At 34.1% G+C, this 22,502-nt stretch carries 20 protein-coding genes, 2 tRNA genes and 3 pseudogenes; 8 read left to right on the top strand and 17 right to left on the bottom strand.

Going from position 1 to position 22,502, the window contains the following annotated elements; genetic code table 11:
* Positions 1 to 59: 59 nt before the first annotated feature.
* A pseudogene (locus wVul_RS02225) lies at positions 60 to 245 on the top strand (IS110 family transposase); the annotation flags it as partial.
* Between the two features lie 29 nt (positions 246 to 274).
* Here the strand turns inward: wVul_RS02225 and pth are convergent.
* Positions 275 to 841, bottom strand: a complete 567-nt coding sequence (pth, locus tag wVul_RS02230) for an aminoacyl-tRNA hydrolase (RefSeq protein ID WP_047758975.1) — start codon at positions 839 to 841, stop codon at positions 275 to 277.
* Positions 841 to 1,452, bottom strand: a complete 612-nt coding sequence (locus wVul_RS02235) for a 50S ribosomal protein L25/general stress protein Ctc (RefSeq protein ID WP_047758976.1) — start codon at positions 1,450 to 1,452, stop codon at positions 841 to 843. Before wVul_RS02235 ends, pth begins: the two co-directional genes overlap by 1 nt.
* 142 nt (positions 1,453 to 1,594) lie before the next feature.
* On the opposite strand from wVul_RS02235, the gene wVul_RS02240 reads away from it, so the two are divergent.
* Positions 1,595 to 1,894 carry an ETC complex I subunit gene (locus wVul_RS02240; RefSeq protein ID WP_047758977.1) on the top strand — a complete coding sequence of 100 codons (300 nt, stop codon included), beginning with the start codon at positions 1,595 to 1,597 and terminating at the stop codon, positions 1,892 to 1,894.
* 826 nt (positions 1,895 to 2,720) lie between these two features.
* On the opposite strand, the gene rsmH is transcribed toward wVul_RS02240, so the two are convergent.
* Positions 2,721 to 3,605 carry a 16S rRNA (cytosine(1402)-N(4))-methyltransferase RsmH gene (gene rsmH / locus wVul_RS02245; RefSeq protein ID WP_047758978.1) on the bottom strand — a complete coding sequence of 295 codons (885 nt, stop codon included), beginning with the start codon at positions 3,603 to 3,605 and terminating at the stop codon, positions 2,721 to 2,723.
* 213 nt (positions 3,606 to 3,818) lie between these two features.
* Here rsmH and wVul_RS02250 point away from each other — a divergent pair, with 213 nt between their 5' ends.
* The gene (locus wVul_RS02250) at positions 3,819 to 5,030 is read left to right on the top strand and encodes an MFS transporter (RefSeq protein ID WP_153295493.1); all 1,212 of its coding nucleotides are present in this window, start codon (positions 3,819 to 3,821) and stop codon (positions 5,028 to 5,030) included.
* 31 nt (positions 5,031 to 5,061) lie between these two features.
* Here the strand turns inward: wVul_RS02250 and map are convergent, their stop codons facing one another.
* Together map and ftsA are read right to left on the bottom strand one after the other, a co-directional pair.
* The gene (map, locus tag wVul_RS02255) at positions 5,062 to 5,844 is read right to left on the bottom strand and encodes a type I methionyl aminopeptidase (RefSeq protein ID WP_047758979.1); all 783 of its coding nucleotides are present in this window, start codon (positions 5,842 to 5,844) and stop codon (positions 5,062 to 5,064) included.
* 117 nt (positions 5,845 to 5,961) lie between these two features.
* Positions 5,962 to 7,200: a cell division protein FtsA gene (gene ftsA, locus wVul_RS02260; protein ID WP_047758980.1), complete on the bottom strand. Its 1,239-nt coding sequence runs from the start codon at positions 7,198 to 7,200 to the stop codon at positions 5,962 to 5,964.
* A gap of 130 nt (positions 7,201 to 7,330) precedes the next feature.
* Between ftsA and def the strand changes: the two genes are divergently transcribed.
* Both def and wVul_RS02270 read left to right on the top strand, forming a co-directional pair.
* Positions 7,331 to 7,867: a peptide deformylase gene (gene def / locus wVul_RS02265; protein WP_047758981.1), complete on the top strand. Its 537-nt coding sequence runs from the start codon at positions 7,331 to 7,333 to the stop codon at positions 7,865 to 7,867.
* Positions 7,860 to 8,642 (top strand): uracil-DNA glycosylase, encoded by a 783-nt coding sequence (locus wVul_RS02270; RefSeq protein WP_047758982.1) that lies wholly within the window; start codon positions 7,860 to 7,862, stop codon positions 8,640 to 8,642. The genes def and wVul_RS02270 overlap by 8 nt, the downstream gene beginning before the upstream one ends.
* Before the next feature lie 38 nt (positions 8,643 to 8,680).
* On the opposite strand, the gene wVul_RS08380 is transcribed toward wVul_RS02270, so the two are convergent.
* The 10 genes and pseudogenes from wVul_RS08380 to hemF form a co-directional block, all read right to left on the bottom strand.
* Positions 8,681 to 8,836 (bottom strand): hypothetical protein, encoded by a 156-nt coding sequence (locus wVul_RS08380; protein WP_153295455.1) that lies wholly within the window; start codon positions 8,834 to 8,836, stop codon positions 8,681 to 8,683.
* Positions 8,833 to 9,681 (bottom strand): annotated as a pseudogene (locus wVul_RS10435) (transposase). The gene wVul_RS08380 and the pseudogene wVul_RS10435 overlap by 4 nt, the downstream one beginning before the upstream one ends.
* A 260-nt stretch (positions 9,682 to 9,941) precedes the next feature.
* Positions 9,942 to 10,826 carry a succinate--CoA ligase subunit alpha gene (gene sucD / locus wVul_RS02285; protein WP_047758983.1) on the bottom strand — a complete coding sequence of 295 codons (885 nt, stop codon included), beginning with the start codon at positions 10,824 to 10,826 and terminating at the stop codon, positions 9,942 to 9,944.
* 3 nt (positions 10,827 to 10,829) lie between these two features.
* On the bottom strand, positions 10,830 to 11,990 hold the full coding sequence (sucC, locus tag wVul_RS02290; protein WP_047758984.1) for an ADP-forming succinate--CoA ligase subunit beta: 1,161 nt from the start codon (positions 11,988 to 11,990) through the stop codon (positions 10,830 to 10,832).
* Between the two features lie 30 nt (positions 11,991 to 12,020).
* On the bottom strand, positions 12,021 to 12,221 hold the full coding sequence (gene rpsU / locus wVul_RS02295; RefSeq protein ID WP_047758985.1) for a 30S ribosomal protein S21: 201 nt from the start codon (positions 12,219 to 12,221) through the stop codon (positions 12,021 to 12,023).
* A 182-nt stretch (positions 12,222 to 12,403) separates the two neighbouring features.
* Positions 12,404 to 12,477, bottom strand: a tRNA-Pro gene (locus wVul_RS02300).
* 121 nt (positions 12,478 to 12,598) lie between these two features.
* Entirely contained in the window at positions 12,599 to 13,294 is a 696-nt protein-coding gene (locus wVul_RS02305; protein WP_047758986.1) for a 16S rRNA (uracil(1498)-N(3))-methyltransferase, read from the bottom strand.
* Positions 13,295 to 13,326: 32 nt separating this feature from the next.
* Positions 13,327 to 13,398: transfer RNA gene (locus wVul_RS02310), tRNA-Glu, on the bottom strand.
* 82 nt (positions 13,399 to 13,480) lie between these two features.
* Positions 13,481 to 14,722, bottom strand: a complete 1,242-nt coding sequence (locus tag wVul_RS02315) for a hypothetical protein (RefSeq protein ID WP_238580367.1) — start codon at positions 14,720 to 14,722, stop codon at positions 13,481 to 13,483.
* 80 nt (positions 14,723 to 14,802) lie between these two features.
* Positions 14,803 to 15,627 carry an oxygen-dependent coproporphyrinogen oxidase gene (gene hemF, locus wVul_RS02325; RefSeq protein ID WP_047758987.1) on the bottom strand — a complete coding sequence of 275 codons (825 nt, stop codon included), beginning with the start codon at positions 15,625 to 15,627 and terminating at the stop codon, positions 14,803 to 14,805.
* A gap of 159 nt (positions 15,628 to 15,786) precedes the next feature.
* Between hemF and wVul_RS02330 the strand changes: the two genes are divergently transcribed.
* The 3 genes from wVul_RS02330 (at position 15,787) to wVul_RS02340 (ending at position 20,061) form a co-directional block, all read left to right on the top strand.
* Positions 15,787 to 18,273: an ATP-binding protein gene (locus tag wVul_RS02330; RefSeq protein WP_047758988.1), complete on the top strand. Its 2,487-nt coding sequence runs from the start codon at positions 15,787 to 15,789 to the stop codon at positions 18,271 to 18,273.
* A gap of 85 nt (positions 18,274 to 18,358) precedes the next feature.
* The gene (locus wVul_RS02335) at positions 18,359 to 19,201 is read left to right on the top strand and encodes a ParA family protein (protein ID WP_047758989.1); all 843 of its coding nucleotides are present in this window, start codon (positions 18,359 to 18,361) and stop codon (positions 19,199 to 19,201) included.
* On the top strand, positions 19,198 to 20,061 hold the full coding sequence (locus wVul_RS02340; RefSeq protein WP_047758990.1) for a ParB/RepB/Spo0J family partition protein: 864 nt from the start codon (positions 19,198 to 19,200) through the stop codon (positions 20,059 to 20,061). Before wVul_RS02335 ends, wVul_RS02340 begins: the two co-directional genes overlap by 4 nt.
* Positions 20,062 to 20,648: 587 nt before the next feature.
* On the opposite strand, the pseudogene wVul_RS10440 reads toward wVul_RS02340, so the two are convergent.
* Both wVul_RS10440 and wVul_RS08390 read right to left on the bottom strand, forming a co-directional pair.
* A pseudogene (locus wVul_RS10440) lies at positions 20,649 to 21,259 on the bottom strand (transposase); the annotation flags it as partial.
* A 134-nt stretch (positions 21,260 to 21,393) separates the two neighbouring features.
* A protein-coding gene (locus wVul_RS08390; RefSeq protein WP_153295427.1) for an IS3-like element ISWpi17 family transposase occupies positions 21,394 to 22,499 on the bottom strand; the annotation gives its coding sequence in 2 pieces (ribosomal slippage) (positions 21,394 to 22,226 and positions 22,226 to 22,499; 1,107 coding nt in all).
* Positions 22,500 to 22,502 lie beyond the last annotated feature (3 nt).

Below are 22,502 nucleotides of genomic sequence, written 5' to 3' on the forward strand. Positions count from 1 at the left end.
TTCACTCTTTACTTACACTTTTCCTTAACTTGACGCCTATGCTTTTTTGAACATTCCCTATGGGTGGCAGATTTTATGCTCGAAAAGCATTATACATGTCTGCTGTGGTTGCAATGCATCATAATAAAAAAATGAAAGTATTTTACCAGCGTTTAGTTGACTCTGGCAAAGTTGCTCTAATGAGGAAAATCATCATTTGTTTAAATGCTATAATAAAAAACAATAATTTTTATCTTGATGTTTAAGATGATAGATGTCCTATTCGATTGCTATACTAAAGTTTATTTAACATACTCCCAACCGAGTTGATAAAAGCTGTGTTATCTCCTTGCAGCATTAAGTGTATATTTTTTGCTATTTTTTCTACTAAGAGGGTAACGTTATCAAAATTTGAAAATTTTGATAACACATAATCTGCTAAGCTTTTCTGATTTTCAGACCTACCCACTCCAAATCTCAAACGCCAATAATCATTACCAATGAGGCTATCTATAGACTTGAGTCCATTATGTCCAGCAGAGCTGCCGCCTTTTTTTACTTTTATTCTTCCAAATTTCAAATCAGCATCATCATGTATGACAACAACATTATCTAGCGATAATTTGTAAAAATTTTTTATTTTTGTAATAGGGATACCTGAATTATTCATAAACGAATAAGGTTTTATCAGCATGATTTTATTATTATTAATTATGCCAGAGGTTATCAAGTAACCGGCTTTCTTAGAAAATGACTGAAAATTCCAATATTTGTAGATTGCATCAACGATGATGAAGCCAATATTATGATGAGTTAATTCGTATTGACTACCAGGATTACCAAGCCCAGCTATTAAACGCACTACTCCTCTGTTTCTGCTTTAGGCTCTTCAACATCACTATCAGCAGCAGAAATTGTCACAATGGTAAAATTTTCTTCCTCATGAGCTGCAAGCTTAACACCTTCTGGTAATTTTACATCATTGATATGTATAGACTGATTAATCATTTTGTCAGATAAATCAATTTCTATGACTTGAGGTATTTTATTAGGAGAACATTTAACAGTAATAGAACGACACAAAACATTAAGCACCCCACCTAATTTAATTCCTGGTGATTTACTTTCATTTATGAACGATAAAGGTATATCTATTTTAATTTCACTACCTTTATCAACAAACTGAAAATCAACATGTTGCACAGTATCCTTTACTACATGCCATTGAATATCACGAACAAGAGCATATTCTTTTTTCCCTGAAATATCCAGTTCTATTAAATGTGCAGAAAGAGCACCTGATTTATATTGTTTAGTAAATTCCTTTGTAGATAGTGTCAAATTTACGTTATCATGCCCTTTGCCATATATAACTGCAGGTATACTTCCCTTCTCCCTCAGAGCCTGCATCGCTTTCTTTTTTTTTACATCACGTAACTCTGCATTAATTGTTACCATTTCTTGCTGTGCCATCGATTACTCCTATTCAGCTAATCCTTTTTATATAATTTAATAATATAACATAAAAATATTTATTTCAAACTTCATTCTTTCACACTAATTCTTTGTGGAAAAATTTATTTAGATATATACTTAAGATTACGTAGTAAGGACTATGAGTATTGACGATCAAGTAGTTTTTAAGATTTATAAGCCAACAAAAACTGCAACACAATCTGGTTTAGGTAATACAAAATTCTGGCACCTAAAAATTGAGCCTTGTTCTTACTATATTGAACCTTTGATGGGGTGGTTTGGATCAAAAGATCCCCAAAAACAGATTGTATTAAAGTTTGATTCTCTTGAAAAAGCAGTATCTTACGCAAAGAAACATAACACAAAATACATAATTGAAATGCCAAAAGATGTTAAAAGGCTGCCAAAATCTTATGCAAATAATTTTATACTAAAGTAAATTTTATTGTAGTGTGTTTACCTAAAAGCTTAAATCTAAGAACATATCTTGAAAGGACTTAAGTGGTTAAGCATATATTAAAGAGTTCTTGAAGTAAGGAGAGCACGCTCATACGTCAAGCAAACAACGTTTACCTAAAATTCTTTGACATTGGCAGCTTTCTTGCCCCGTTTTCAGTAAACAGTGATTTTGTAATTCTTCTATATATTAGAAAATTTTTATTTTAATTAGCGTTAAACAATAGGCGCCTATTGGTTTTTAGCTAAAGTAAAGGTCAAGTATCTGGAATTCTGGACATAAAATCCTCCTGTGTAAAAAAGATTAGAAAAAAGTGCAGCGTACATACGACAGAAATTAAGCACACTTACATGCTCTGAAGAATACGCTTTTTGATTGAAAGTTTGACTGAAAAGTCTGCAGACAAAGATAGATTTTGAGCTCTTAAAATATCTCTAACTGTAATTATAATCAGATTTAAAATATATGGAAGCAATTTTTTACGTTAATATTTCAAATTTCCCTTTCAAGATAGGTTCTAATTGTTACTCTAGGTTTTAAATTGTGCTAACGCACTGCGGCTATTTAGAGAGTTGAACCTGGCTAGCTAGTATCAAAGAGTTATTTTTTAGGTATTTCTCCGTAAGACTGCAAGTTTTTTTGGATTACTCAAATAACTTCATTCTGCTTGAAGAACTTTTATGTTGCTTTGCACTAAATTAATTTCACGTTTTATTTGTGTTAGCTATTTATTTAGTGAGTGGACATGTAATTTTACCTTAATAACCCTATAATAAAAACATAGTTATTGAAATAATACAGAAGGTCCTCATGACAACCTCTGTATAGCTCTTAGTTTTGCTGAACGCGCACGCGGATTTGCATTTATTTCTTCTGCACTTGCTTTCATCACTTTTTTGTTTAAAAGGGAGAATGTCTTGGTAGATCCTGGTTCACACAAATCTTTAAAAAGGGTTTTAACTATACGATCTTCTAAAGAATGAAAAGTAACTACAATTAATTTGCCGTTCTCACTTAAAATTTCAGACGCAGCTTTAATACCCTTTTCAAGCTCTCCTAGCTCATCATTTACCCATATTCTGATTGCCTGAAATGTCCTAGTTGCAGGGTCAATCTTGCTTTTTCCACGAAACACTACAGAACGTACGATATCCGCAAGTTCAAATGTAGTTTTGATAGTTTTCTTCTTCCGCGCATTTACTATTGCTCTTGCGATTCTACGAGAATGACGCTCACCTCCGTAATTGTATATAGTGTTTGCAATCTCTTCTTCACGTAAAGCGTTAACAAACGTTGAAGCATTCATATGAGAATAGTTATCCATGCTCATGTTAAGCGGACCATCACGTAAAAATGAAAATCCTCTATCTCCATTGTCGAGTTGCATAGATGAAACTCCAACGTCAAAAACTATGCCATCAATGCCTTCAATATTGTTGCTATCTAATAAATTTTTAATATTACTAAACTTTTCAATAAACAATTTTATTCTATTAGGATATTTAACGTTCAGATCATCATAAAATTCGGTAACTGTTTCATCTCTATCAATTGCATACACTTTGCAATCAGCGGACTCTAATATTGCTTTGCTATATCCTCCAGCTCCAAATGTGGCATCTACATATATGCCATCACTTTGTGGTGATAAGTGCAATAGCATCTCTTTTAACAAAACTGGAGTATGTGTCATATCAAGAGACTTTGTGTACTTAAATTAAAATAACTTTCTCGCCAAAAAATATATGGAAATATACAGGTATAGTATAAGGATATTTAAATATAATCAACGATATAAAAATATTAAAATTTAATAAGATAGTATTACTAATATAATATTTACATAATTAACGTTTGAAAAAGTAAGTAATATTACTATAATATCAAACAGATTATGGAAGATTTTGTGCAACAAATGACAAAAGTAATACTATCAAGTTTAATTTGTAATACTTTGTTGTGGTATGACCACATGCTTTTTAGTCATCTAATAAGCATAATCGGAGATGTGTTTTTTCCGTCAGATGACAAATTAGTCAGCATACTTAAAGCTTTTGGAGTGTTTGCAGTGGGTTTCCTAATAAGACCAATTGGTGCTGCTATATTTGGCCACATTGGCGATAAATATGGAAGAAGGATTGCTCTATTTCTCTCTATTATATTGATGACTCTATCAACTGTACTCATTGCCTTTGTTCCGGGTTATCAAAAAATTGGAGTACTAGCATCAATACTAGTGATATGTTTAAGATTATTACAGGGTATATCTCTTGGAGGAGAGGCAGGAAATGCACCATTTCTAATAGAGCATGCTCCTAAGAATAAAAGAGGATTCTTTGGCAGTATTGAAGTTTTAAGCGCAATTCTTGGTTCAATATTGAGTCTGATAGCAGTGCTCATATGTAAGGAGGTATCCGATTTTGAATCTTGGGGATGGAGATTGCCTTTTATTTTTAGTTTTGTAATGGGATTAATCAGCATATATATGAGGTATATACTTGATGAAAGCCCAGAGTATAAAAAGCAGGAAAAGCCACATGAATTACCGTTAAAAGAACTATTAAATGGCTATAAAAAACCTTTCTTAATATCAGTGGGAGTTGACATAGTTGAAAATGCATCTCTTTACATATATCTAGTGTTTTTCAATGTACTTGCATCAACAATCAACACTCACTTTAACCACATAGTGGAAGTATTGAACCAAATTGCACTTGGAGGACTGACTATACTATTTGCAATACTTTCTGATAAGATAGGAAGAGAAACAGTCATGAAATTTGCATTTGTGACTTTTATAGTAGTAAGTTATCCAGTTTTTTCAATGATACTAAGTGGTAATAATTTGCTAGTCATAATGGCACACGTTCTTTTTATAATCCCAATAGCTGCATCGCTTGGTCCTGTTAGCGCGTTTATGTGTGAATTATTTCCAACAAGGGTACGATACAGTGGATTTGGTTTATCAAGAAATATAGCTTCGGGATTTTTTGGTGGCTTTGCACCATTTATATGCACAACTATTATCAAAGTTACAGGACAAGGAGCTTTAGCAAGTTTTTACATGATTTTCTGTGCACTAATTGGGTTAGTTGCTATATCACAAGTTAAGAGTTAGATTTTTTCGAAAACCAAGTGTTTAAAAAAATCTAATCATAAGGTGGAAAATGCCAATCCTTAGGTGATAATGTAAATATTTCAGCGCCATCTTTTGTTACCCCAAGCGTATGCTCAAACTGTGCAGAAAGTGAAAGGTCACGTGTTGTCACTGTCCAGCCATCTAGCTTACTAAGCAGAGTTTCATGATTTCCAGCATTGATCATTGGTTCTACTGTAAAAAACATGCCTTCTTTTAAGACAAGATCCTCATCTTCATCATAAAAATGTACAACATTTGGTGGAGCATGAAAAACCTTTCCTATGCCATGTCCACAATAATTGCGTACGATAGAATATCCAAAATCTCCAATATATTTTTCTATAGTCAGTCCTATTTCATTTAACTTATTGCCTGGACTGACTTGTTTTATTGCTTCCATCAATGCACCATAAGTAGCATCACACAAACGCTTTGCTTTTATTGAGGGTTTACCAGCCCAAAACATACGACTTGTATCACCATACCAGCCATTTAAAATCACTGTAACGTCAATATTTAAAATATCTCCATCTTTAAGAGGTTTATCATCAGGAATACCATGACATACAACAGCATTTTTTGAAGTGCAAATTGATTTCGGATATCCCTTATAATTCAGTGGTGCTGGAATTGCACCTGCATTGATTATAAAGTCGTGACATAGATCATTTAACTCATTAGTTGTTACACCTACCTTGACGTATGGTGCAATGAAATCAAGAGTTTCAGCTGCAAGCCTGCCAGCTTTACGCATAAAGTCAAAATCTTCTTGTGAATGTATAGTTATGTTCATATTTCTTATGTTTTTATTGTAATTTTCTGCTTCTCTTGTGAATACATAGATGTAAAAATACTATAAAAATGAGCTCCTAGATCAAGTCATTTCAGCGACAGAAGGTAAAACAGAAATCTAAACCGTGACTTTCGATTTAACCCAATGGTATAATTTACTTATTTTGCCGTCGTGACCAAGCATTCCAGAATCATTTTTATAAAAAGTGTCAGTTATTAGCTTTATAGAGCCTATAGCAGCAGAAAATACAGGACTTTTATCATATTCGCCATCAAGACCGCTACAAGACTCAGGGCATCCGATACGGACTTGTTTGTTGAATATATAGCCTGCAATTTCCTTCATGCTTGTGAGTTGACTGGTTCCACCTGTGAGCACTACTTTATTGATTGGATCTTTTTGTTCTTGAAATTGTTCTCTTACCAGTTCAAATATCTCCTCAACTCTAGGTCTTATGATGTCAATAAGTTCGGACTTGGGTACTCGAGTCGGTTCATCATTTTCACTGTTTTGCAGTGTAATATATTCGTTCTCATCTATTGAAGTTACGACAGTGCTACCGTATAGTATTTTTATGCGTTCAGCATGCTCTATACTTGTGCATAGTCCATAAGCTATATCTCGAGTGATGTGAATGCCACCAATTGGAATGCTGCTTGCGTATATAAGCTTTCCTCTCTTAAAAATTCCAATTGCAGTGCATCCACCCCCTATGTCAACAACGGCAGTTCCTAGCTCTTTTTCATCTTCACTTAAACAGGCAAGGCCTGCAGAATATGCAGAAGCAATACAACCGGCCATACTTATCCCGCTATTATTAGTTATGCAGTTTTCAATATTGGTAAGCGCTGGACGCGAAGCAGTAACGACATTAACATCAGCAGATAATCTCTTTCCATACAATCCACTTACCTCCTTTATATCAGTCATATCATCTAAATGATACTTCAGTGGTATGTTGTGAATGATAACATTTTCTTCAATATATTTCTCAAATGTCTGAAAGACTACACGTTTTATATCTCGGTCTGAAATTTCGTGATTAGCTGCAATTATTTCGTTATGTACGTTAAAAGATGAGATTCCACATCCGGCTACATTCACATATATCTGGTCTATAGTTTCTTCTGATACTTGCTCAGCTAAACCTACAGTTGATGAAATAGAGTAACTTGCATGCTTTGCGTCAGTTATTGATCCACCGCTTATACCTTCTGCACTTTTATAACCCGTTCCTATTATTTTATAGCTGAAATTGCTATTGATCTCAACAATGAGACAGATAATTTTTGTTGTACCTATGTCTAAAACAGCAAAAACATTCTGCTTTGGTTTTATTATTACTGCAGAGTACATTAGTTGACCTTATGATGCAATTTCATTTAAATTGTAGCTTCGTTTAATAATTTATATTTCTATTAAAAATACAGCAACATTTTAATATACCTGGACAAAGGGGAAAATAAAACATAAAGTTAAAATTTTTATGCCTAAATTGCCAATTGTAATTGCACCCGATGAAAGGTTAACTACACGCGCCAGTGAAGTAACAGATATAAACGATAAAATTAAAGAATTAGTAAACGATATGTTCGAAACTATGTACGATGCGGAAGGTCTTGGTCTTGCTGCAGTTCAAGTTGGAGTGCTAAAGAGAATTTTTGTCATGGACGTTCGGCCAGAGAAGGCTGAAGATGAGCTAGTAGGGTATGATTCAGTTGGCAAGTTTTGCATGATTAATCCTGAAATTAAGGAATTATCCGATGAACAAGTGATTATGAGTGAAGGGTGTCTTTCAATTCCAGAGCAAAGCCATGAAATTAAGCGTCCAAAATATTTAACTGTGAAATATAAAAATTTAAATAATGAAGAACAGACGCTAAAAGCTAGTGGTTGGCTTGCAAGATGTATTCAGCATGAGCTAGATCATTTAAATGGCATATTATACATTAGACATTTGTCTAAATTGAAATATGATATGGCTATGAGAAGGGCACAGAAGGTTAAAAAGAACTATGAGTAATGAAGATCTAGAATTGTTGAAGTTCTATCATGAAGTGGGAGTTGATTGCACGCTAACTGAAGGTAAAGAGGAAAAAAAAGTGGAAAATGAGAGAGCTGCACAGTCTCCTGTCATCGAGCAGAAAAAAAAACAACAAACCATGTTCCCAAGTGACTGGATCATTGAAGCAAGGAAGCTTGCAAGTGAGTGTAGTAGTGTAGATGAATTAAGAAGTGCAGTTAAGTCATTTGAGGGTTGTGAAATAAAAAAAACTGCAACTAATACTGTTTTTTCCGATGGTAATCCAAATGCAAAAATCATGCTTGTTGGTGAAGCACCAGGAGCAAATGAAGACCTTAAAGGCATACCATTTTGTGGTGCAAGCGGAATGCTGCTCGATAAGATGCTCAGTGCAATTAATCTGGACCGCACTAAGGTATATATAAGCAACACCTTATTTTGGCGTCCACCTGGTAACAGAAAGCCAACTGATTTGGAGCTTGATATGTGCAGGCCGTTCGTTGAGAAACATATCGCGCTAGTCTTGCCGCAAATTCTAATTTTAGTTGGAGGAATTGCATGTTATAGCCTTCTTGATAACACAAAAACTATATCGAACTTGCGTGGCAGGTTTCATACGTATACTAACCAATATTTATCTCATTCAATTACTACAGCCGCTATATTTCATCCAGCCTACCTACTTCGTCAACCAGCACAAAAACGTTTAGCTTGGGAAGATTTAAAGAAGATTAGGGGATATCTTGATAATACCAATAACCACACAGACGTTTAGCTTACTACTCGTTATCATCTCAGTACCGGCTAATTGCATTAAATATTAAAAAATTTACCAAATAGAGAAAAAGGCAAAAGAACTCCCTGTGCCCTTTTTCCTGTCATCCTATTTCTTGTCATCCCAGTACCCAGACACTGGGATGGCTTTGTTGCATCGCTTATCGGATAGTGGGTAAAGCATAATAAATTCATGAAACTACCTCAAACTTAGCCATGCCAATATCAGTAAATTTATTGAGCAAGTAGCATTTTATTAGCAATTCTTTTTCTCGATTTATCTCATTCTAAAACTAAACCCAAATATTTGCTTGAGAAAAATCCTTCAATATATGACCTTTTCCCATAAGTTGCTTCCTTTTTCCACTCTTTCACACCTTCTTTACCACATAATCTAATGGCGGCATTTCTCTCAGCCATATAATCCAATTTTGTATGTTCTGCTGCACAATTTTTCGGTAGAACTTTTGTCTTTATATCATTACAATTTATAAAGCTTGTGCCTATCGTATGCTCTATAATGCTTTTATAGCGTGCTAAAATCTTCGAGCAAGTCGCAAGTACCGTAATGGTTGACCATTGCTATATTTTGCAGCAATAGCTTTTTTACTATTTATATTCAACATTACATCTTACCTGTTTATAACTGCGATACTTTCCTATTTTCCTTACTGTAGCCAGGGGTGTTATTATAAATTTGTGCTGTCTATGGCAATTGCAATATCTTCCATATTGTTTTTATCAACTCTGCAATCATCGATCTTAATATTGAGTTTTTTAAACCTTCTTGAAGCCTGCGAATAGCTATTTCCTACTTGCTGCAAATATCCTTTTATAAACCCCACCGTTTGCCAATTCTAAAGAGACTAGCGACTATATGCACTAAAATCACAACTTTATCACTATAAATATAATTGCCACCTCGCATTTTGGGGCTATTTTCGTACCAATTTTCCATTAATAAAATGAAAAATATTTCCTCTTTCTTGGAGAAATTTGTTATATTCATAGCAGTTGCTGAACTTCATTTTAGTTGGCATATTTTTCTTTCGTAGGTTAAATGCTTGTTTTATAGTGAATTTTGTCAGTAACTGCCAGTTCTTTTTATTGAGCTATGCAACAAAGCCCACTGGCATCCAGATTGCAAGTAATGCATTGGGTTTGGTGAGTATGGGTTTTGCGTTATAGAATGAAGCACTTTTGGTAAATAAAACTGGATCCCAGTGTCAAGCACTGGGATGACACCATTTATTTCTATGTTTTTGTCTATCTTATTTTGCCACCTTGCTGAACGGATACCCTAGGCGAGACACTGACTCATTACTTCTAACACCTTTTTACCAATTACTGCAGGGGTTTCTGCAATTGCAATTCCAGCACTCCGCATAATTTCTAATTTTGCACCAGCACTTCCTCCACTAGAAGAGATAATAGCCCCAGCGTGCCCCATACGTCTTCCTGGAGGTGCTGTTTGGCCTGCTACAAATCCAATAATTGGTTTTTTAGTTTTTTCCGCCTTTATAAAATGTGATACATCCTCTTCTTCATTCCCACCTATTTCACCAATAACTACAATACCATGAGTATCATCATCTTTTAAAAACAACTCCATACAATCAACAAACGTCATACCATGAACAGGATCCCCTCCAATTCCTATACATGTTGATTGACCAAGACCAACAGCAGTTGTTTGTGCTACCGCTTCATAAGTTAAAGTTCCAGAGCGAGACATAATTCCTATATGTCCACGTTTATGAATATGTCCTGGCATAATTCCTATTTTGCATTCTTCGGGTGTAATAATTCCTGGACAGTTTGGCCCAATCAATCGACTTTTTGAACGAATAAGTGCATGCTTAACTTTTACCATGTCAAGTATAGGAATACCCTCTGTAATACAAACTATTAGCTCTATCTCTGCATCTATTGCTTCAAGTATTGCATCAGCTGCAAATTTAGCAGGTACATATATAACCGTGGCATCCACGTCAGTTTTTTCTTTAGCTTCTGCTACAGTATTAAAAACTGGTAAATTAAGGTGAGTGCTACCACCCTTACCAGGAGTTACACCACCAACCATTTTTGTTCCGTAGCTAATTGCTTGCTCTGAATGGAATGTACCTTGCGCACCAGTAAAACCCTGACATATTAACCTTGTATCTTTGTTTACTAAAACAGACATGCTCTACTTCACCTCTTGTACTATTTTCTGTGCAGCCTCGTCAAGTTCGTCTGCAGCAATAATATTTAGCCCTGACTCTTCTAGAATTCTTTTTCCTTCTTTAAAATTAGTGCCTGACAATCTAACCACTAAAGGAACCTTAATACCTATTTCTTTTGCGGCTTCAACAACCCCATTTGCAATGATATCACAACGCATTATACCACCGAATATGTTAACTAAAATTCCTTTTACATTACTGTCAGACAGTATAATCTTAAATGCTTCGGTAACAGTCTCTTTACTTGCTCCACCACCAACATCCAAAAAGTTAGCAGGCTCTGCTCCGTAGTACTTTATTATATCCATTGTTGCCATAGCAAGACCTGCACCGTTCACCATACAGCCAATATTGCCATCCATTTTTATATAACTGAGCCCATGCCTTGAAGCCTCTATTTCTTCCTTTATTTCTTCATCATAATCACGGAGCTGCACAATTTCCGGATGACGATATAAAGCGTTGTCATCAAAATTAATTTTAGCATCAAGCGCAACAAAATCCCCAGAATTTGTTTCAACTAGTGGATTAATTTCTATTTGGCTCGCATCGGTTGTAATAAACGCATCATATATATTTTTTGCAATATTTGTTATCTTTCCTATTTGTTCTGAACTCAGATTAAAACTATTGCCAAGTTTACTGTTATCAAGACTTGTAAAACCAGTAGCAGGATCAATATCAAATTTCACAATTTTTGTAGGAGAATTTTTTGCCACTTCTTCAATATCCATTCCACCTTCTGAGGAAAATATAAATACTGGCCTATTGAGCTTTGGATCAACTACGAGACTTAAATAATACTCTTTTTTAATGCTTGAACCTTCTTCAATGTATACTCTTTTTACCTGCTGTCCACTTGGCCCTGTTTGATGAGTAACTAAAGTCATGCCAAGCATATCCTTTATAAGCTGCTGAGCTTCTTCAGTTGACTTTGCTAGCTTCACTCCACCAGCTTTGCCCCTACCACCTGCATGAATTTGAGCTTTCACTACAAACACGTCAGATTTTAACTGGCTTATTTGAGTCTTCACTTCTTCTGCAGATATAGCAACAAAACCTTTTGGCACTGGAACATTAAATTTATGTAAAATTTCTTTTGCTTGATATTCGTGAATATTCATAAGATAACTAACTATTAACCTTAGTAAAAATTACCAACCATAACGTTGTCTTCTGCATTCTTGCTGATACCTCTTTTTTCTCGCTTCAGCTTTCTTTTTAACTCTTTTTTCTGATTTTTTTTCATGATATTTTTTTTTCATTTTCAACCCTCTTCCTTCCTTTTGAATTATTTTTCTCAATACTGGAAGAGCTCTGTCTACATCACCATAATGAACTGATACTTCAATCAAACTCTATACCTCCTTGGATAATCATCTCAAAATCTATTTATAAATTAGAAAATTAACATTGTCAATTATTTTATAAACTTGAGCGCTAAAATATAATATGCCATAATTTACATGATAAAGGTGTCATTCTGGCATCAACAATTTGCTTAATGATAGAGATTGCTCTTATAATTCCTCTAATCTCGGGGCGGAGAGATTTGAACTCCCGACCCTTTGGTCCCAAACCAAATGCGCTACCAGGCTGCGCTACGCCCCGACTTCTTTACTCAGAGTATCAAAATTCAAGCAAAATGCAAGATTCATTTGTTTACTTTAGGAAAAATGTAGTATTACTAAATCAAATTTCTCAAACTAAAGATCTTAGCCATATAAAAAATCTAGCTATACCAATTGGTGAAAGTTAATGCAGCAACTACAGCAGTGTCAACTCTCAAAATTCTTTTGCCTAGACTCAATTTCTGACAAAACTTATTGGCAAGATCAAGTTCATAAGATGAAAAACCACCTTCAGGACCAACAATAATAGCAACGTTTTTCTTGCCTTTTAGCACTTTATTAGGAGGTTGTCCTTCACCTGTTTCATCACATAAAACAAAATTTTTACTCTGAGAATCAGGTAATTCACAAAAATTAATGGGAAGCAAAATCTCTGGTATACTTATCCTACCAGATTGTTCCGCAGCTTCGATTGCCTGTAATTTTGCTCTACTTAGGTTAATGTTTTTTACTACTGTACGCTCTGTTGAAATAAATTGAATACAGGTTACTCCCATTTCAGTTGCCTGTCTTACTATGTTGCCTAAAGCACCGCTTTTCACCATAGCGCAATACAAGTACAAGTTTTCCTCGTATTGCTGTTGTTTAGTACATTCTTTGAGTGTAACTTTTGTCAATTTACGTGATACATTAACTACTTCCCCTAACCACTCTCCATCCTTTCCATTAAAAAGAGAGAGGTTATCATGCTTCTTAAGCCGCATTACATTGCAAATATAGTGACTTTGTTGTGAATTAAGTGCTAAACTCACATCTTGTGATAAAGCTTCTCCAACATAAAGCCTAATTTTTCTCATTCAAAACTTTAATTATTTGCATTCTGTTTGAGTGACTCTTACGGGATTTGAACCCGTGTTACCACCGTGAAAGGGTGGTGTCCTAACCACTAGACGAAAGAGTCGACTTGAATCTAACTGAGTTATATCGATTATACATACAAAGTCAATTCAATTATTTTGAATCACATAGTTAGAGTAGTGATTTTATATCGACAGCCTCCTTACTCCATGCTCAATGCTCACTGAACCTATCTCAGATTTAGGAGATTTAGATCCCAATTCTAATTGCTGTTCAACTTTTGTATCGGAATCATAGCCAGAATCGTATCCAGAATCTCTACGCTCAAAATTTTGCCTTATTTCTTTTACGCTAAATCCAGCCTTGGTCTTGATTTGTTGACTCGCTGGCTTATTAGCACTTTGCCCATTTGGTTTTACTTGCAAATTATTCACTTTATCCTGCACTAGCCCGTAGTAAGTTCCAGAATTGGCCTTTATATCCTTTGCTTTCCTTTCTGCTCTTTTTTTGAATGAATCCACTTTAGCATAAATAGGTTCTTGCTGCTCTTTATGATTTAAGTTAGCGGACTTTTTTTGCTCTGAAAAATTATCTACATCCTCACAGATAGGTTCTTCTGATATACTAGAATAACCACTATCTTCCAATGATAAATTTTCATTAGATCTTTTATATGAATCATATATCTCAGCATAAATGGATTCCTCCGACACACTCAACTCTTCTAATGAGTTACTAACCTTAGAGTAAATTGGTTCTTTTGAAAGCAAAGCATCATTTTGTGGCTTATATTCGAAAGTTCTAGGGGGTTTTTTAGGTGGTATTACATTATTCCTCACTTCAGTATGTATGGTTGTTGGCTCATATTCAAAGGTTCTCGGAGATTTCTTAGGTGGTATCATGTTGCTAACTGAGTTAGTCTCAAATTTCAGCTTTGCTACTTCTTTAAACTCATTAAAGCCATCTGTTTCTTTGAAAATGTCCAATATTTTTTCCTTTTCTGCAGCATTTTGAGGCATTACACCATTTGCTACTAACTCACCAAGCATTAAACAACATTTTTCCTTATAGTCTTTGAAATACTCCTTACCAAAGATCGGCATAACCTCTTTCTCATGAGCAAGAGCTCTATCATATTTATAAATTACACTTCCTATGCTGTCGCTACCTATTGCGTTAACATTTGCTCCAGCATCAGTAAGCAATTTCATTACATTATGATCAAGATTTGTTACTGCGTATTCTAAAGCCTGGGTTAAAGTTTGATCACCACTTACATTAAATGATGCCCTGTCTCTAAAAGGATTAATTTTAGAAAAGAACTTCTCAAAGCTGTTTTTTATATTATGAAGACTTAAAGCTAGCTTCACATCTCCTAGGCTGCCACTTTTAGTAGATTTAATTAAAAATTTATCTATTATGTTCATGATTGTACCCCTCTATATAAAAGTTCACCATTGTGGTACAATTTTAAACTATAATGATTTATTTTCTGCTAATAGCAGCTCTATACCCACTTAACAAGAGGTGGCATTGACATCATGATTGCATCTGGGTTACCATTAGTCATTAAACCAAACCTTGTACCACGATCATAAAGAAGATTGAACTCTACATACCTGCCACGTTTTATCAATTGTTCTTCTCGTTGTTCTTTTGTCCAAGATTTTTTCATATGTTTGTGTATGATGTGCAAGTAAATTTCTAAAAAGGCTTTACCTACTGCTTTTGTTAACTCAAAGTCATTTTCCCAGTTACCAGAACTCAGATTATCATAAAAAATTCCACCAATACCACGTGGCTCTTTTCTATGTTGTAAGAAAAAGTAATCATCACATTGCTTTTTAAATTTCGGATAATATTCGATGTTGAACTTATCACATGTTGCTTTAATTGATTCGTGGATATACTCACAATCTTCCTCATTTTTATAAGTTGGAGTAAAGTCCATTCCTCCACCAAACCATTGTTTTGAGGTATATATCAGCCTTGTGTTCATATGTGCTGCAGGGATAAGGGGCGATTGCATGTGAGACACTAAAGATATACCGCTTGCCCAAAACTCTCCATTGCTTTCGTTTGCACCAGGAATTTCATTAATGGCTGAGTCTGCAAGTTTTCCATGTACCCTTGAAACGTTTACTCCAACTTTTTCAAAAATATTACCAAAGATAATTGTAGATTCACCACTTCCACCACCTGGCCGGTCCCACTTTCTCTTTTCGATTTTTGATTCTGTGAATGACTGTGCCTCAATTGATAAGAAAGATTCGGTAATCTTGTTTCTCAGTGCGCAGAACCATTCAAATGCTTGTGTTTTTTGTTTTTCCATCATGTCTTCCTACTGGCTTATTAATGTTGTTGTATCTGATATTTACAAGATTTATTTAGATTTGGATGAAAATTACTTATCAAGGATATTAATAAATCTATAATAATTAAATCAATATAGTAGAATATTTTTATATGTGCAAGATGCTAAGTAATAATAATGAGTAAAAGATACATAGATAATGAAAAAGAGAACAGAGTTGACTTCATACTAAGAAATTATGGGATGTCAATTATTGTGATAGCAGCTATTATGCTCTTACCTCCAATAGCAATATCAGTACTCTATTTTTCTAATGTATATAGTCAGCATGTTAACATAGAGATTAATTTGTTAATTAGCACTCTAATGGCTCTCTTTGTGGTATATAATATAAAACGTTACAAGTATCTACTTAATATCATAGAGTTTCAAAATGCAATATTTGCAAATGCGCTAAATCATAATACAGAGTTTTGTCTTATTTTATATAAAGATGAAGGTATTTTTTATGCTGATGCAAGGTTCTACGAAAGGTTTAAAGATCACGTAGACGATGATGTTACGCTAGATAAAATTCTTGAAGCAGGAGATGTTTCAGAAAAAGACAGAAAATCACTCTATCATGCGTTAAAAAATAACACTTCTGTAAAAGTATGCATTTCCTTAAGCAAGAAGAATAGAATATCTAACTTTCTTTTGCTCTCTGAGCCGATACCGGATAATCCACAAATTGCTATAAATAGTAATAAGATTTTAAATTTATCATTATCACCAATAGCAAGACCGGATGGGTATTTTGTATTGAAGGCAACGCAGGTAAACAAGGAACAGGTATATGAAGAGTTAATAGAGAAACACAATATAGCAACTTACGTTGCGAATACAAAAGGAGTGATCTTATCTGTAAATAAAAGATTTTTAGACGTGTTTGAACTAAAAAAATTGGAAAAAGGCAGCTCAATCAATGATTTTATATCTCAATCTAAGTATGACGATACAATAACCGAAAATGAGATTATGTTTTTTACTATAAGTGGTGCTCCATTCAAGGCTTATATGAGTACTACTATATTTTGTGATAAATATAATCATAGCTATATACATGGATTTATAACACCAACTGAATCAAATATTGTTGATTATCAACTACATCCTTGTTTTGCAAATTCATCAATTGCTATTGCACAATGCGACGTAAACGGCAACTTTATAAAGAAAAATATAGCATTAGTAAAACTTGCAGGGCCAAATAATGATTCGATCTTTGCATTGATATTGGATAATTATCATACGAAAGTGCGTGAATATTTTTCGAGCAATAGGGTAAATAATGCGTCCTTTGATGTTCAGCTTAATGCTGGTAATAATATGAAAATATATTTCAATAAGTTTCTTCATAATAAAGTGATGTTCATACTTTGTTATTTTATTGATAATACTGAACGTAAAAAACTAGAGATAAAACTTGAGCATTATCAAAAGGTGCAAGCTATAGGGCAGTTAGCGGGTAGCATTGCACATGATTTTAACAATATATTAACCGGGATAATAGGATTTTGTGATTTACTTTTACTCCAACACTCAGCTAGTGATCCATCTTTTGGAGATATAATACAGATACAACAAAATGCAAAGCGTGGATCAAATTTAGTAAGACAATTGCTTGCTTTTTCAAGAAGACAGACCTTGCAGCCAAAAATTATTGATGTAAATAGTACTATAGCTAATCTTTATGAAATGATAAAAAGATTAATAGGTGAAAATATAAAATTTAATATTTATTATGGTAGAGACTTGGGTGCTGTTAGGGCTGATCAAGGGCAATTAGAGCAAGTTATACTTAACTTAGCAGTCAATGCCAGTGCTGCTATGGAAAAGGGCGGAGAATTAACTATACTAACCTTTAATAAAAAGATTGACTCATTGAATTCTACATCTCAAGATATGTTTTCTCCAGACAAGGAAACGATCGAACATGGAAATTATGTTGTGATTGAAGTAATTGATACTGGATGTGGAATAACAAGTGATACAATTGGAAAGGTATTTGACCCATTTTTTTCTACCAAAGATATTACCTCTGGTACAGGTCTTGGCCTCTCTACTGTATATGGCATTATTAAACAAACTGAAGGATACATCTATGTTGCTAGCAAAGTAAATCATGGAACTAAATTTAGCATATTTTTGCCCATGATTTATATATCAGATGAAAATCTGAGAGAGTCAGATAGTGAAGAAATAGAAAGACCGGTAATAAGTGAAATTAAAGGTAATGGTATAATTTTATTGATTGAAGATGAAGGTTCAGTAAGGGAACCCATTGCTAGAGCACTCAAAAGAAAAGGATTTGATGTAATAGAAGCAAGCATGGGCAGCAAGGCACTAGAAATAATCAGTAAAAAAAGTCAACACATAGATCTTATAATCACTGATGTAATCATGCCAGAGGTGAGCGGACCAGAAATAGTTAAAGAAGCATTGATCCATAGGCCAAATATCAACGTTATTTTTATTTCTGGGTATGCAGAAGATGCTTTTTTAAAGAGTGATGACATCAATATAGAAGATTTTCACTTTTTGCCAAAACCATTCACTCTGAATGAATTAGGAAACAAGGTTCAAAATGTGTTACACAAGATAAAAAAAGGCAGTTTACTTTGAGCATAATTGGCAACAAAAAAAATTTTCTAATGCAAAAGTTTCTCGCATATATACAATAGAATTATTTTATATTAAGATAAAAGGTGTGAGCAAGATCATTGCAATAGTAAATCAAAAGGGTGGAGTTGGCAAAACCACAACTAGTATAAATTTATCGACAGCCTTTGCCGCTGTAGGAAAAAATACTTTATTGGTAGATCTTGATCCTCAAGGGAATGCTAGTACAGGACTCGGGATTTCTTATCGTAGTAGGGAAGAAAAAAATATATACAAAATACTACTGAGCAGCAAAAGTGAATTGGTAAGGTCGGCAATTTTTAATATAAAGGAAATTCCAAATTTATCGCTGATTTCATCAGTGGTTGACTTATCAGCTGCAGAAATTGAGCTATCACAACTTGAGCAGGGAAAATTCGTACTAAAAGACACGCTAGAGAAAGTACGTGATAATTATGAGTACATAATCATCGACTGTCCTCCATCACTTGGACTTCTAACCATAAATGCCTTGGCTGCTGCTAATTCTATTATTGTTCCTCTTCAGTGTGAATTTTTTGCTCTGGAAGGATTAAGCCATTTAGTTAAAACTGTAGAACTGATAAAAAGGAATAACCTAAACCCTTTTTTGGCAATAGAAGGGATAGTGTTAACAATGTATGACAGGCGCAACAAACTCAGTGAACAGATTAAAAACGATATTTGCCAGTATTTAAATGATAAAGTATACAAAACTATCATCCCATTGTATGAGACTGTTATTCCACGTAACGTACGGTTATCAGAAGCGCCTTCTCATGGAAAACCCGCTATTGTGTATGATCTTAAGTGTCCTGGTGCACAAGCATATATAAGTTTGGCAAGGGAAATTTTAAAAAAGCACGCGAGCAGTTGTAAGGAGAAGAAACTAGTGAGTGAGGGCGTGGTATGAAGGATGATAGACGCCTCGGCAGAGGTCTTGCCGGCCTCATAGGCGATAATTATAATAAGGAAGATCGGTTACCTGTTTCATTACTGCACCCGAGCAAATTTCAGCCAAGAAAATATTTTGATGAGGAGTCATTAAAAGAACTTGCAAGTTCGATAGAGAAAAATGGCATTATACAGCCTATTGTGGTGCGCAAAGATCCAAATGATGATGGTTACGAAATAATAGCTGGGGAACGTCGTTGGCGAGCAAGCAAGATCGCAAATCTTGATAGTGCACCCGTTACCATAAAAGATCTGAGCGACAAGGAATGCTTGGAAGTATCCATTATTGAAAACATACAAAGGCAAGATATTAATCCAATAGAAGAAGGTGAAGCGTATAAGAAACTGATAGATGAGTTTTCCTATACACATGAAGAATTAGCCTCAACTATAGGCAAAAGCCGCAGTCACATAACCAATATGATTCGGATGTTGTCACTTTCTGGTGGAGTAAAAACAATGATCAACGAAAAAAAGCTATCTATGGGTCATGCAAGAGCGCTGATTAATATTGAAAATGCAGAAAGTATTGCAAAAAGAATAGTTTCTCAAGGCCTGAGCGTTAGACAAACTGAAAAATTGATAAAAGACTTACAACAAAATAACGATCAAAAAGAGTATAAGTGTACTAAAAATCAAGATATGGCAGCGCTAGAAGGAGCTATATCTTCTCAACTTGGTTTAAAGATCAAAATTAATGATAACAATTCCAAGGGTAAAGTCATGATACGGTATAACAATCCAGATGAATTGGATTTTATATTAAAAATTTTGAATAGAAAACTTGAACCAGCTATTGATGTCGAAAGTAGTTCATAAAAACCCCTTTACAAATCTCGCCAATTCCCTTATCATAATATTGAAGCTGTATTATCTAACTTCCCAATCTGTGCAGATTAAAACGACAAGAAGACTTGTATTTGGCGTACTATTTTTGCACTATGTGCACCTTATGTCTTCACAATATTTCTAGGTTTTTACCTATATAAGCCGAAACGCGCTTACAAAGCGTTTAAGACAGCAAAAAACGCCAAATTGACAAGGGAGAATTTGGATACTAGCCACCCTAGGGTTTCTTTGCCTTTTTTTCCACTTAGTAAATTTCTTAACGTTTATAATTTGAGTTAGTCGCATTTAAAAGCGGCTGAATCGTAGCGTTTAGAATAAAAAACGCCAATATTTTGAAGTACATACAAATAACTAGTTAACCACGGGGATTCTTTTACCTTTTTTCTATTTGGTAAATTTCTTAATATTTGTAGCTAAAGTAATTTTAGCGAGCCAGTGCTTGACACTGATCATCAGAAACGTTGTATTTTAACATTACTTTTATACTCGTAAATTTAACTGGATTCCAGTGGGCTTTGTTGCATCGCTTATCGGATAGTGGGTAAAGCATAATAAATTCATGAAACTACCTCAAACTTAGCCATGCCAATATCAGTAAATTTATTGAGTAAGTAACATTTTATTAGCAACTCTTTTTCTCGATTTACTTCAGATCTATTTCTAAACAAATATTTGCTTGAGAAAAATCCTTCAATATATGACCTTTTTCCATAAACCGCTTCCACTCTTTCACACCGTCTTTACCACATAATCTAATGGCAGCATTCCTTTCAGCCATATAGTCCAATTTTGTATGCTCCGCTGCACGATTTTTCGGTAAAATTTTTGTCTTTATATCATATACAATTTATAAAGCTTGCGCCTATCATAGGCTCTGTCTGCATATAATGCTTTTATAGCGTGCTGAAATCAAGTCAGCAAGTACCGTAATGGTTGACCATTGCTATATTGTGCAGCTATAGCTTTTTTACTATTTATACTCAATATTACGTGTAGCTTTCTTACCTGTTTATAACTGCGATACTTTCTATCTTCGCTATTTTCCTTACTGTGACCAGGGGTATTATTATAAATTTGTGCTGTCTATTGCAATTTCAATATCTTCCATATTGTTTTTATCAACTCTGCAATCATTGATCTTAATATTGAGCTTTTTGTGTGCCGTAGAGACACAAGGAATGTTCAGGAAAGTATAGTGCACCCATTTGTCTAGACCATTTTTTTCAAAGTGATCCGATTTTTAAAATGAATATGTTGATAAATACGTCGACACACATTTAAAGTATTTATCAACATATTCATTTACTGTTTATGATAATAAAGATCAGCAGGAACTTTATAATGTAGAGTCTGATGTCGCCTTCTATAGTTATACCAAGCAACAAAATCATTTATTATAAGATTCAAATCTCTGATACTATTTGGTCTATAATAATATATAGCTTCTTGCTTTAAAGTTCTCCATAAGCGCTCAACAAATATATTGTCGAAGCAACGTCCTTTATGGTCCATACTGATTTTAATATTAGCACGCTCTAATTCCATAATAAAGTTGTAGCTAGTAAACTGCATCCCTTGATCACTATTAAAAATCTCAGGTTTACCTTGTTTTAGAGCTTCTTTGAGAGTATAAAGGCAAAATCCAGCATCGAGATATGGTGATAATGAATGAGCAATAATATAGCGACTATACAAGTCCATTATTGCCACAAAATAGACAAACTTACCTTCTACCATAATATATGTTATATCAGTAGCCCATACCTGATTAACTCTGCAAATAATCAAATCTTTGAGTAAATAAGGATATATTTTATGCTTTTTTTCTTTAATACTTGTATTACATCTTTTTCTACAATACAGCCCACTAATCTTCATTTTTTTCATAATTCTTAAGATTTTTTTGTGATTGACTACTACTCCACTCGCTATGATTTCAGCAGTAATTTTACGATATCCATAACGGCAATCAGAAGCCAATTGAATCAAATTTGCTACTTCACTTTCGTTATTAATTATAGGCCTATAATATAGGCTAGATCTGCAAATCCCCAATAAATCAGCCTGTTTCCTAATTGACAGATCAGAATCTTTTTCTATAAACCTTACTCTATCTTTTTTGCTTATTTCAGTAATTTTTTTTTCAAATAACTATTTTCCACTGTCAATTCTCCTATTACTTTATGTAAACTTTCTATTTCTTGCGCTAAGATTCTTTGTTTTCTCGCACTTTCACTTTCTTCAACAAATAGGTCTTTTAACCTTGCCAATACTCTATCACGCCAATCATATAGATTTGTTGATGGTATTTTATATTCACTACATATCTCAGATGTGCTTTTTTGATTTTTTATTGCTTCCAAAGCTATCTTTGCTTTTAACTCTGGTTCATATTTTTTTGTTGCCATACT

Source organism: Wolbachia endosymbiont of Armadillidium vulgare str. wVulC (assembly GCF_001027565.1).
Taxonomy (GTDB): Bacteria; Pseudomonadota; Alphaproteobacteria; order Rickettsiales; family Anaplasmataceae; genus Wolbachia.